Source organism: Mesorhizobium sp. M7A.F.Ca.AU.002.02.1.1 (assembly GCF_003998535.1).
Taxonomy (GTDB): Bacteria; Pseudomonadota; Alphaproteobacteria; order Rhizobiales; family Rhizobiaceae; genus Mesorhizobium; species Mesorhizobium ciceri.
The window spans coordinates 1-10,402 of record NZ_RZPB01000143.1; the positions used below are offsets into that span (position 1 = coordinate 1).

Here is a 10,402-nt window from a genome sequence, read left to right on the forward strand (position 1 = left end):
ACACGGTGGTGACGCTGGTGCTCGACAATTCCGGCTCGATGCGCGGCCGGCCGATCACGGTCGCCGCCACCTGCGCCGACATATTGGCGCGCACGCTGGAGCGCTGCGGCGTCTCGGTCGAGATCCTCGGCTTCACCACGCGGGCGTGGAAGGGCGGGCAGGCGCGCGAGAAATGGCTGAAGGACGGCAAGCCGCCGAATCCTGGCCGGCTCAACGATCTGCGCCACATCATCTACAAATCGGCCGACCATCCGTGGCGGCGGGCACGGCGCAATCTCGGCCTGATGATGCGCGAAGGCCTGCTCAAGGAAAATATCGACGGCGAGGCGCTGCTGTGGGCGCATAACCGGCTGATCGCCCGGCCCGAGCAGCGCAAGATCCTGATGATGATCTCGGACGGCGCGCCGGTCGACGATTCGACGCTGTCGGTCAATCCGGGCAATTATCTCGAACGCCATCTGCGCGCCGTCATCGAGCTGATCGAGACGCGTTCGCCTGTGGAACTCTTGGCCATCGGCATCGGCCACGATGTCACGCGCTACTACCGCCGCGCCGTCACCATCGTCGATGCCGAGGAGCTGGCTGGCGCCATGACCGAGCAGCTGGCTTCGCTGTTTGCCGAGGAAAGCGCGAAGGATACGCGGCGCGGCGGTGGTATGCGGCGCGCCGGATGATCTCCAGGCGCGGCGGCTTTCAGCAGACGCTTTTCGCCGCCATCGCCCTGCTTTCCGGTGTGGCTTCGGCGGCAGCCGGTTCGCCCGACTCTGGTTCTGTCGAACCGGTCGAAATCTCGGCCCGCCCGATCACCGAATTTCACATTGGCCGTGCCGACAAGCAATTCGGCCCTTTCGAATTCGTCGGCGGGCTGGAGATGACCTCGCCGACACGCGATTTCGGCGCGCTGTCGGCCTTCCGCTTCCTGAAGGCCGGCGGTGACTTCATCGGCGTTGCCGACACCGGCTTCTGGTTCTTCGGCACGGTGGTCCGCGACGCGGAAAAGCGGCCCTCCGGCATCCAGAATTTCCGCATGCAGCAGATGGTCGACGAGACCGGTCGGCCGATCGACAGGAAATGGGAGGTCGATGCGGAAGGCCTCGCGGTCAAGGACGGCATTGCCACCGTCGGCTTCGAGCGCAGCCACCGCGTCGCCCAGTTCAAGATCGACGCCAACGACATGAAGGCGCCGTTCAAGCCGCTGGATTTCGTCGTTCCGGCCCAGGAGCTGCGCCAGAATCGCGGCTTCGAGACCGTCACCCACGCCAATGCCAACGGTCAGCATGAGGGCGGCCTGGTCGTGGTCTCCGAAAAGAGCCTCGACAAGGCCGGCAACATCTATGCCGCCATCATCGAGGGGCCGCACAAGGGCGTCTTTACTGTCAAGCGCAACGGCGATTTCGACATCACCGACGGCGCCTTCCTGCCGGATGGCGATCTGCTGCTTCTGGAGCGCAGTTTCTCGATGGCGAGGGGCGTCAAGATGCGGCTGCGGCGCATCTATGGCGAAAGCGTCGAGAAGGGCGCGGTCGCCGACGGGCCGGTGCTGCTGGAGGCCGACATGGGCTACCAGATCGACAATATGGAAGGGCTCGACGTCTGGACCCGCGACGACGGCGCGCTGATGGTGTCGCTGATCTCCGACGACAACCACTCGATCCTGCAGCGCAACCTCTATCTGGAATTCATCCTGCACCAGGATTGAGCCCGCCGGCTTTACGTCTTGGTGGCGATCCAGATGATATGGCGCGCGCCGCGCTTGCCGTTGGCGCGCGTACTGACCTCTTCGACCCCGAAGCCTGCCTGCTTCAGCCGCCGCGTGAAGCCGATGTCGGGGCCTTGCGACCACACCGCCAGCACGCCGCCCGACTTGAGGGCGCTGCGTGCGGCTGCGAGGCCCTGCAGGCTGTAGAGCGCGTCGTTGGATTTGTGGACGATGCCTTCCGGGCCGTTGTCGACATCGAGCAGGATGGCGTCCCAGGCCGCGGGCTGCCAGCGTATCAGCTGCCCGACATCGGTCTCCTGAATGGTGACGCGCGGATCGTCGAGACAGCCGCCAAAGATTTCGGCCATCGGACCGCGCGCCCAGGCGACAACGGCCGGCACCAGTTCAGCGATGACGATTCCGGCATCATTGGCCAATTCTGTAAGCGCGGCGCGCAAGGTAAAACCCATGCCAAGCCCACCGATCAGGATTGTTGGATGGCTATGGCCGGCAATCCGCCCGCAGGACAGTTTTGCCAGCGCTTCCTCGGAACCGCTGAGGCGGCTGTTCATGAGCTCGTTGGTGCCCAGCATGATCGAGAATTCGGTGCCGCGCCGCTTGAGGCGAAGTTCTTGTCCGCCGTCTGGGGTCTTCGCTGAATCGAGCTGGATCCACGGGATCATGATCTTTGTCCGACCAGGATCTTTTCCGAAAACGGGGTCCCACTTTTCGGGATCATGGTTTAAGCCGCAACCGCGGGCTGGCTCCAGCGGGCAGCGAGCAACCGGTAGGGTATGAGTGCGACGACGGCGATGATCAGTTTCACCGAGAGATCACCAAGCGCCCAGGAGATCCAGCGCATCGCCTCGACATGGAAGACGCCCATCAAGGGTGCGTTTTCCAACGCAAAGCCGTCGTTTGGTCCGGCGAAGGCAAAGGCAGCCGAGAAAGCGACGGTGAAGAACACGGCGGTGTCGAACACCGACCCGACCAGCGTGCCGATGATCGGCGCCCGCCACCAGCTCTGCCGGCGCAGCCGGTTGAACACGGTGACATCGAGCAGTTGCGCGGAAAGGAACGCCGCTCCGGACGCGGCCGCGATACGCACCAGCCGGTCGGCGGCGGTCTCGAATTCGATCAGGCCGTGACGGAACAGGAAGGGCGGGACAAGGATCGAGCAGATCACCGCCGTCATGAAGCCGACAAGGACGATCCGGCGCGCCACAGTGGGTCCGTAGCGGCGGTTGGCGAGGTCGGTGACCAGGAACGAGAAGGGATAGGTGAAGGCCCCCCAAGTCAGAAGGTCGGCCAGCGAGAGGCCCCCGATCTGGCCCTGCATCGGGAATTGCACGAGAATGTTCGATGCCACGACGACAAGCGCCATGGCGGCCACGAAGGGCAAATACCGCGAGAAGGAAGTCATTTTTTTATCCTGGGTAATGGAACCAGCCAAGCATCATGCCCATGCGGGCGATGCTCGCCTTCGTATGTGGGCACCGGATTGCCAAAACCTTGCGGCTTCGATCCGATGCCCCAAGGCCAACAAGATGTTGGCCAGAGGCCAACAAGATGTTGGCCAGGGCGGTCGTCCCCCGCCTTTGAACTGTTTAAGCGGCAGCCTGCTCGGCGGTCTTCTTGGCGATCTGCTTCTTCAGCAGACGGGCGCGCTGCGACAATTCCTTGACGTCGGCCTTGGCCAGGAAGGCGTCGAGACCGCCGCGATGTTCGACCGAACGCAGTGCGTTGGCCGAAATGCGCAGGCGCACATTCTGGTTCAGCGCTTCCGAAATCAGCGTCACATTGACGAGGTTCGGCAGGAAGCGACGCTTGGTCTTGTTGTTGGCGTGGCTCACATTGTTGCCGGACATGACTGCCTTGGCAGTGAGTTCGCAGGTGCGGGACATTGTTCTAACCTTCAGTTCTCGGGGTCTGCCAAACACTCAAGCCCACGCCGGGTGGCGCGCGGTTCTGGTCAGGCGGCCTTATGGAAAAAGTTGGCGTTCCATAGTTGCATTTCGCCGAGGCGTCAAGCTCCTGCATTGCCCACTGCGCGCCCGGCATTTTCATATTAAGGCCGGAATTCATCCTATAAGCGGTCTCATAGGGACATGCCAGACCGGAGTTGCCCGCCTCCGGCCGAAAATCAAGGACCCGATCCCGCCATGCTTCGTTCGTCACATGCCTTTGCCGCCATGCTTGCCGCAGCCTTGCCGTCCGCCGCGTCTGCTGCCTCGCCGCAGTCGTTCAAGGGCGAGTATACGGTGTCGTTCCTTGGACTTTCGATAGCGAAATCAACGTTTTCCAGCCGTTATGAGAACGGCGCCTACGCGATCGAAGGCAGCGTCAGCGCGGCAGGGTTGGCAAAACTGTTCGACGACACGCGTGGCACGATCTCGTCCAAAGGCACGATTGCGGGCAAGAGGATGGTGCCGCAGGCATTCCGCGCCGATTACACCTCCGGCAAGAAGGCATCGGTGGTCGACATCCGCTTTGCAAATGGCAGGGTCACCTCGACGCAGGTCGTCCCGGCGCCGGGCAAGCGCGACCCCAAGAGTTGGGTGCCGCTCGGTGCCGGCGACCTGGCATCGGTGCTCGATCCGATGGCTGCCACCGTCATCCATGCCGACAGCCTCGACCAGGTCTGCGGCCGCACGGTAAAGTTCTACGACGGCGAGATGCGCGCCGATCTGACGCTGACTTACGCTTCGAAGGGCACGATCTCGGTGCCGGGCTACAAGGGCGACACGGTTACCTGCCGGATGGGCTTCGAGCCGGTGGCTGGCTATCGCAAGGGCCGCAAGGCGCTCAACTATCTCAAGAGCAAAAGCCGCATGATGGTGACGTTTGCACCGCTCGGCCAAACCGGCGTATATGCGCCGATCCATGCCACGGTGGGCACGCAGATCGGCACCTTGACCATCAGCGCCGGACGTTTCGAAGCGGTACAATAGCCAGGCGCAGAATTGGCGCGCCACTGGAGACAGAATGGGGCGCGCAACACTGATCGGCTTTTCGGCGGTCGCCATGTGGGCGCTGCTCGCACTGCTCACCGATGCGTCGGGCCAGGTGCCGCCGTTCCTCTTGTCGGCGATCACCTTCTCGATCGGCACCGGTGTCGGGCTGGTCGCGCGGCTGTTCATGCCGGCACCCGACAAGAGCCAGAAGATACCGCCGCAGGTGTGGCTGATCGGCATTGCCGGGCTGTTCGGCTACCACTTCTTCTATTTCACAGCGCTGCGCAATGCGCCGGCTGTGGAGGCGAGCCTGATCGCCTATCTATGGCCTTTGCTGATCGTGCTCGGCTCGGCGCTGATGCCGGGCGAAAAACTGGCCTGGAACCATGTCGTCGGCGCGCTGCTCGGCCTTGCCGGCACCGTGCTGATCGTCACCAAGGGCGGGGGCCTCGCCTTCGACGCCCGTTACGCCTTCGGCTATGCGATGGCCGCCGTTTGTGCCGTGCTGTGGTCGTCCTATTCGCTGTTGTCGCGGCGCTTCCCGTCGGTGCCGACCAGCATCGTCACCTGGTTCTGCGCGGCGACCGCGGTGTTGTCGCTCGCCTGCCACCTGGCGCTGGAACAGACGGTTCTGCCTGACGGTGCCGGCCAGTGGCTGGCCGTGCTCGGCCTTGGCCTGATGCCGGTGGGGGCGGCCTTCTATGCCTGGGACATCGGCGTCAAGCGCGGCAACATCCAGGTGCTGGGTGCTGCAAGCTACGCCGCACCGCTGTTGTCGACGCTGGTGCTGATCGCGGCCGGCGTCGCCGAGCCGTCGCTGCGCATCCTCGCCGCCTGCGTGCTCATCACCGGCGGGGCCGCACTTGCAGCGAAGTCGCTGTTCCTGCGCAAACCAGCGGCTGAGAGCGGAGCCAGGGCGTCCCAAAGCAGGGCCGGGGCATGACGATGCCGTTTGCCGGCGGCATCGACGCAAATGCCAATGCGACACTGATCTTTTCGCTGGCGGCGGCGGTGATCTACGCCTTTACGCTTGGCATGCCACCAACGCTCGCCCGCTCGGCGGCAAAGACGCTCGCCGTGGCGATGCTTGCCGTGTTGGCCGGGCTGCAGGGCGGCCCGCTGCTGCTCGCCGCCGCGCTCGCCCTCAGCGCCGTTGGCGACGCATTCCTGTCGCGCGACGGTGAAAAGGCCTTCCTCGGCGGGCTGGCCAGTTTTCTTGTCGCCCACATCGTCTATGTCGCGCTGTTCCTGCGCAGCGGTGGCGGGTTGGGGGTGCTTGGCGCCGAGTCGTGGCGCGGAGCGATCGCGCTCGCTATGGCGGTGTTTGCGGCCGTCATGCTGGCGGCGCTGTGGCGGCGCGTCGGTCCCGGCCTGCGTATGCCGATCGCCGTCTATGTCGCTGCGATCCTGGCAATGGGTATCTCGGCGCTGACCACCAGCAACGTCTCCGTGATCGGCGGCGCGCTGTTGTTCATGGCATCCGACGGGCTGCTCGCCACGGAGAAATTCCTGGTGGCCGCCATCTCGCCGCACCGCGCCTGGATGCGCTTCGCCGTCTGGGCGCTGTACTACGCCGCCCAACTCGCGATCACGCTTGGGTCCCTGCTATATCCGGGCTCTTATTGAGCTACGGTTGTTTCGGCTGCCAGCCGGGTGCTGCCAGTTCGAAGGCGGCAAACTCGAAGCCCGGCGCGACGGTGCAGCCGACCAGCGTCCATTCGCCGAGGCTGCGCGCCGATTGCCACCAGCCCGCCGGCACGACGATCTGCGGCCGCTCACCGGCTGCGAGATCGATTCCAAGCACCTGCTCCACAACGGTGCTGCCTTCTTCCCACATTGCCAGTGCCAGCGGGGCGCCGGCATGGAAATGCCAGACCTCGGCGGCGTCCTTGACCCGGTGCCAGGCCGAAACCTGATGCTCCTCAAGCAGGAAATAAATGGCGGTCGAATGGCCGCGCGCGCCGCCAGTGCCATCGCGAAAGGTCTCGGCATACCAGCCGCCTTCCGGATGCGGCTTCAGCCCGAGCGTCGCGATGATTTCGGCGGAGCTGGTCATGGCGTCGACGATATCACGGGCTCTAGAAGTTGTCCTTGCGCTTGCGGATTTCGGCAAAGACCTCGGCGTCGGAAGCCTTCTCCAGCCCAAGATGCTTGCGGATCGCCGGATCGTGCCAGCGCAGGAAGGGATTGGTCGACAGTTCCTCGCCGATCGTCGTCGGCAGCGTCGGCTTGTTCTCGGCGCGCAGCTTTTCGATCCTGGCGGCGCGTTCCTTCAATGCTGAATTGGACGGGTCGACGGTCAGCGCGAAACGGGCGTTGGAGAGCGTGTATTCGTGGCCGCAATAGATGGCCGTTTCAGCTGGAAGTGCAGCCAGCTTCTTCAGCGAATCATACATTACCGGCGGCTTGCATTCGAACAGCCGCCCACAACCCAGCGCAAACAGCGTGTCGGCGGTGAACGCCACGCTCGAGGCCGGCAAATAATAGGAAACGTGGCCGGCAGTGTGGCCGGGGGTGGCGATGACTTCGATCCTTTCATCGCCAAGATGGAGAACCGAGCCGTCTTCGACGGTCTCGTCGATGCCGGGGATCTTGGCCTTTTCGGCCTCCGGGCCGACGATGCGCAGCTTGAAGCGCTCCTTCAGCGCCAGATTGGCCTCAACGTGATCCATGTGATGATGTGTGGTCAGGATCATCGTCGGCGTCCAGCCGGTGCGCTTTATCGCGGCCAAGATTGGCGCTTCCTCGGGCGCATCGATGATCGCGGTCTGGCCGCTTTTGGGGTCATGCACCAGCACGCCGAAATTGTCGCTGCGGCACATGAACTGTTCGATTTCGACCGGCATCACATCTCTCCGTTATGGCCGCAGACATAGGGCGCTTGCGGGTCGATGTCATCCCGGATGTCGAATGACATTCCCGGAATGTCGGGTCGTCGCGGCCTTTTGTTGAAACCTGGCGACATCACGGCTACATCCCTGCCATGCATTCCGACATCGTCGATCTTCGCTCGTTCTATTCGACAACGCTCGGCCGGTTCGCCGAGCGTTCGATCACCATGGCGTTGTCGTCGATATGGGCGGCCGTTCCCAACGAGCGGCTGGTTGGTCTGGGCTACACCTTGCCGTGGCTGGAGCGGTTCGGCAGCGACGCCGAGCGGGTCTTCGCCTTCATGCCGGCAACGCAAGGCGCGGTGGTGTGGCCGGCGACGGGGCCGACGGCGACGGCACTGGTCTTCGACGAGGAACTGCCGCTGGTCGATTCCTGCATCGACCGCATGCTGCTCGTCCATTCGCTCGAACATGTCGAGAACCCGCGTGAGACGCTGAACGAGATCTGGCGCGTGCTGTCGCCGGCCGGCCGGGTGGTCATCGTCGTGCCCAACCGGCGCGGTGTCTGGGCGCGCTTCGAGCACACCCCATTCGGCAACGGCCGGCCCTTTTCGCGAGGCCAGCTTACGGAACTGCTGCGCGAGGCCAATTTCACGCCCGCCGCCTGGTCCGATGCGCTGTTCTTTCCGCCATCGCGGCGCCGTTTCATGATGCGCTTCCACAATGTACTGGAGCGCGCCGGCCGGCGGCTGTGGCCGATCTTTTCCGGGGTCATCGTGGTCGAGGCGCAGAAGCGGCTCTATCAAGGCGTGCCGGTGGCGCAGCGCGCATCGCGCCGCGTCTTCGTGCCGGTGCTGTCGCCGCATGGCGCCACCCGGCTTGGCCGTCACAAAGCGGATGCCAAGCCCTTGGCTGCGCGGGTGACGGCTTCGTGATCGCGGCAAGCGTGCCTGACGTCGTTTCCCTGCCTATCTGTCGCAAGCAGACCGACAGCCCATCCGGCAGCTCATACGAACGCCTGTCAAGTTTCTCCATCCGGTTGCAGCACTGACGCAAGGACCTCGGCCATGGCTGATCAACCGGACAATGCCGCCGCCGTTCAGCCGGTTGCCGTGGCGGTCGAGGCCAGCAGCCTGCACGATCAGGTGATGACGATCCGGCGGGCGCTTGCGGGATCGCCGGTTCGCAGATGGTTGCTGTGGACATCGGTCGGCATCATGGCCGTGATCATCGCAACGTCGATCGGCCAGGTTCTGCTCAACCGCTGGAACCAGCCTTTCTACGATGCGCTTGCCCGCCGCAACATGGCGGCCTTTTTGCACCAGCTCCTCGTCTTCGCGGCCATAGCCGGGGGACTTCTGGTGCTCAATATCGGCCAGACCTGGCTCAACCAGATGATCAGGCTCAAGCTGCGCGAGGCGCTGACGCTGGATCTGATCGATCAATGGATGCGGCCGGCGCGCGCCTTCCGTCTGGCCAATGCCGGCGCCATCGGCGTCAATCCCGACCAGCGCATGCAGCAGGACGCCGCGCATCTGTCCGATCTGTCAACCGATCTCGGCGTCGGCCTGCTGCAGTCGTGCATCCTGCTCGTGTCCTTCGTCGGCGTGCTGTGGGAGCTGTCCTCGGGCTTCGTGTTCCACATCGGCGGGACCTCGCTGGCCATACCGGGCTACATGGTCTGGGCCGCCATCCTTTACGCCGGCATCGCCTCCTGGCTGAGTTGGCTGGTCGGGCGGCCGCTCATCCGCCTGAACAGCGACCGCTATACACGCGAAGCCGAGCTGCGCTCCTCGATGGTGCGCGTCAACGAGAATGTCGATGCCATCGCGTTGTATCATGGCGAGGCCGACGCCAGGCGGCGGCTCGAACTCGATCTCGGCACGGTGCTGGGCGCCATGCGGCGCATCTACACCGCCCAGATCAACCTGTCCTGGGTGACCGACACCTATGGCTGGATCACCGTCGTGGCGCCCATACTGGTTGCTTCGCCTGTCTATTTCTCAGGTGATATCAGCTTTGGCGGGCTGATGATGGCGGTCGGCGCATTCAACCAGGTCCACTCCTCCTTGCGCTGGTTCATCAACAACATCGGCAGCATTGCCGATTGGCGCGCCACGCTGATGCGCGTGGCCGATTTCCGCATCGCGCTCGATGAAACCGATGCGTTGCACGACACCGAAAAGCGCATCGCCTTCGGCCAAAACGTCAGTGGCAGCCTGACTTTCGAGAAGCTCGAAGTGGCCTCGCCGGAGGGCTGCACCAGGCTCGCCGACCCGCATGTCGAAATCCGCCCCGGCGAGCGCGTCATGATCACCGGCGATCCCGGTGCGGGCAAGACGCTGTTCTTTCGTGCCATTGCCGGCCTGTGGCCATGGGGAAGCGGCCGGATCGGCCTGCCGGCGGGAGAAACCCCCATATTCGTGCCGCGCGTGCCTTATTTTCCGGTCGGCACATTGCGCGAAGTCCTCGATCACCCGAACGGCCCCGCGCCGGCGGACGATGCCGACATTTCGGCGGTGCTGGCCGAGGTCGGTCTGGGACGGCTATCCTCATCGCTCGACCGCGCCGGGCGTTGGGACCATGAGTTGGGCGATGACGAACAGCGCTCGCTGGCCTTCGCCAGGCTCGCGTTGCGGCAGCCGAAATGGGTGATCATCGACGAGGCGCTGGATGCATTCGACGGCCCATCGCTAAGACGCGTGCTGTCGATGCTCGAGAAGCGTTTGCCGGCGACAGCGATCCTCAACATCGGGCGCGGCCAGCACAACGACCACTTCTTCCCGCGCGCGTTGACGATCGTCAAGGATTCCGGTGCGCCAGCGCTGAAGCCCGCCCGCGTCAGAGCCGGCGCGATCGAACCGCCGCCAGTCGCCGCCCGCGGCAAGAAATGACCTGATATCCGGACGGGGAAGCAA

11 protein-coding genes and 1 pseudogene are annotated in these 10,402 nt (G+C 64.2%); 7 read left to right on the forward strand and 5 right to left on the reverse strand.

The window, feature by feature from the left end; all coding sequences use genetic code 11:
* Positions 1–674: pseudogene (locus EN879_RS11670) on the forward strand (cobaltochelatase subunit CobT); the annotation flags it as partial.
* Positions 671–1,699 (forward strand): esterase-like activity of phytase family protein, encoded by a 1,029-nt coding sequence (locus tag EN879_RS11675; RefSeq protein ID WP_063169107.1) that lies wholly within the window; start codon positions 671–673, stop codon positions 1,697–1,699. The pseudogene EN879_RS11670 and the gene EN879_RS11675, both read left to right, overlap by 4 nt.
* An 11-nt stretch (positions 1,700–1,710) precedes the next feature.
* Here EN879_RS11675 and EN879_RS11680 read toward each other — a convergent pair whose 3' ends face one another.
* The 3 genes from EN879_RS11680 to rpmB form a co-directional block, all read right to left on the reverse strand.
* Positions 1,711–2,382 carry a hypothetical protein gene (locus tag EN879_RS11680; RefSeq protein ID WP_063169106.1) on the reverse strand — a complete coding sequence of 224 codons (672 nt, stop codon included), beginning with the start codon at positions 2,380–2,382 and terminating at the stop codon, positions 1,711–1,713.
* Between the two features lie 59 nt (positions 2,383–2,441).
* Positions 2,442–3,122, reverse strand: a complete 681-nt coding sequence (locus EN879_RS11685; RefSeq protein WP_024503743.1) for a queuosine precursor transporter — start codon at positions 3,120–3,122, stop codon at positions 2,442–2,444.
* Positions 3,123–3,306: 184 nt separating this feature from the next.
* Positions 3,307–3,603 (reverse strand): 50S ribosomal protein L28, encoded by a 297-nt coding sequence (rpmB, locus tag EN879_RS11690; protein ID WP_013529373.1) that lies wholly within the window; start codon positions 3,601–3,603, stop codon positions 3,307–3,309.
* A gap of 258 nt (positions 3,604–3,861) precedes the next feature.
* Here rpmB and EN879_RS11695 point away from each other — a divergent pair, with 258 nt between their 5' ends.
* The 3 genes from EN879_RS11695 to EN879_RS11705 are packed head-to-tail and all read left to right on the forward strand — an operon-like array spanning position 3,862 to position 6,279.
* Positions 3,862–4,650 (forward strand): DUF3108 domain-containing protein, encoded by a 789-nt coding sequence (locus EN879_RS11695; protein WP_063169105.1) that lies wholly within the window; start codon positions 3,862–3,864, stop codon positions 4,648–4,650.
* A 34-nt stretch (positions 4,651–4,684) separates the two neighbouring features.
* Positions 4,685–5,596 (forward strand): EamA family transporter, encoded by a 912-nt coding sequence (locus EN879_RS11700; protein ID WP_063169104.1) that lies wholly within the window; start codon positions 4,685–4,687, stop codon positions 5,594–5,596.
* Complete coding sequence (locus tag EN879_RS11705; RefSeq protein WP_063169103.1) at positions 5,593–6,279, forward strand: lysoplasmalogenase; 687 nt, start codon at positions 5,593–5,595, stop codon at positions 6,277–6,279. Before EN879_RS11700 ends, EN879_RS11705 begins: the two co-directional genes overlap by 4 nt.
* Position 6,280: 1 nt before the next feature.
* Here the strand turns inward: EN879_RS11705 and EN879_RS11710 are convergent, their stop codons facing one another.
* Both EN879_RS11710 and gloB read right to left on the reverse strand, forming a co-directional pair.
* The gene (locus EN879_RS11710; RefSeq protein WP_013529377.1) at positions 6,281–6,709 is read right to left on the reverse strand and encodes a cupin domain-containing protein; all 429 of its coding nucleotides are present in this window, start codon (positions 6,707–6,709) and stop codon (positions 6,281–6,283) included.
* Between the two features lie 22 nt (positions 6,710–6,731).
* The gene (gene gloB, locus EN879_RS11715; protein WP_013529378.1) at positions 6,732–7,499 is read right to left on the reverse strand and encodes a hydroxyacylglutathione hydrolase; all 768 of its coding nucleotides are present in this window, start codon (positions 7,497–7,499) and stop codon (positions 6,732–6,734) included.
* 137 nt (positions 7,500–7,636) lie between these two features.
* Between gloB and EN879_RS11720 the strand changes: the two genes are divergently transcribed.
* The gene (locus EN879_RS11720; RefSeq protein ID WP_013529379.1) at positions 7,637–8,419 is read left to right on the forward strand and encodes a methyltransferase domain-containing protein; all 783 of its coding nucleotides are present in this window, start codon (positions 7,637–7,639) and stop codon (positions 8,417–8,419) included.
* Between the two features lie 132 nt (positions 8,420–8,551).
* Positions 8,552–10,378 carry an ABC transporter ATP-binding protein/permease gene (locus tag EN879_RS11725; RefSeq protein WP_063169102.1) on the forward strand — a complete coding sequence of 609 codons (1,827 nt, stop codon included), beginning with the start codon at positions 8,552–8,554 and terminating at the stop codon, positions 10,376–10,378.
* Positions 10,379–10,402 lie beyond the last annotated feature (24 nt).

Coding starts and splice junctions, on each gene's coding strand:
- EN879_RS11675 (WP_063169107.1), top strand. CDS start 671: ATGATCTCCAGGCGCGGCGGCTTTCAGCAGACGCTTTTCGCCGCCATC.
- EN879_RS11680 (WP_063169106.1), bottom strand. CDS start 2,382: ATGATCCCGTGGATCCAGCTCGATTCAGCGAAGACCCCAGACGGCGGA.
- EN879_RS11685 (WP_024503743.1), bottom strand. CDS start 3,122: ATGACTTCCTTCTCGCGGTATTTGCCCTTCGTGGCCGCCATGGCGCTT.
- rpmB (WP_013529373.1), bottom strand. CDS start 3,603: ATGTCCCGCACCTGCGAACTCACTGCCAAGGCAGTCATGTCCGGCAAC.
- EN879_RS11695 (WP_063169105.1), top strand. CDS start 3,862: ATGCTTCGTTCGTCACATGCCTTTGCCGCCATGCTTGCCGCAGCCTTG.
- EN879_RS11700 (WP_063169104.1), top strand. CDS start 4,685: ATGGGGCGCGCAACACTGATCGGCTTTTCGGCGGTCGCCATGTGGGCG.
- EN879_RS11705 (WP_063169103.1), top strand. CDS start 5,593: ATGACGATGCCGTTTGCCGGCGGCATCGACGCAAATGCCAATGCGACA.
- EN879_RS11710 (WP_013529377.1), bottom strand. CDS start 6,709: ATGACCAGCTCCGCCGAAATCATCGCGACGCTCGGGCTGAAGCCGCAT.
- gloB (WP_013529378.1), bottom strand. CDS start 7,499: ATGCCGGTCGAAATCGAACAGTTCATGTGCCGCAGCGACAATTTCGGC.
- EN879_RS11720 (WP_013529379.1), top strand. CDS start 7,637: ATGCATTCCGACATCGTCGATCTTCGCTCGTTCTATTCGACAACGCTC.
- EN879_RS11725 (WP_063169102.1), top strand. CDS start 8,552: ATGGCTGATCAACCGGACAATGCCGCCGCCGTTCAGCCGGTTGCCGTG.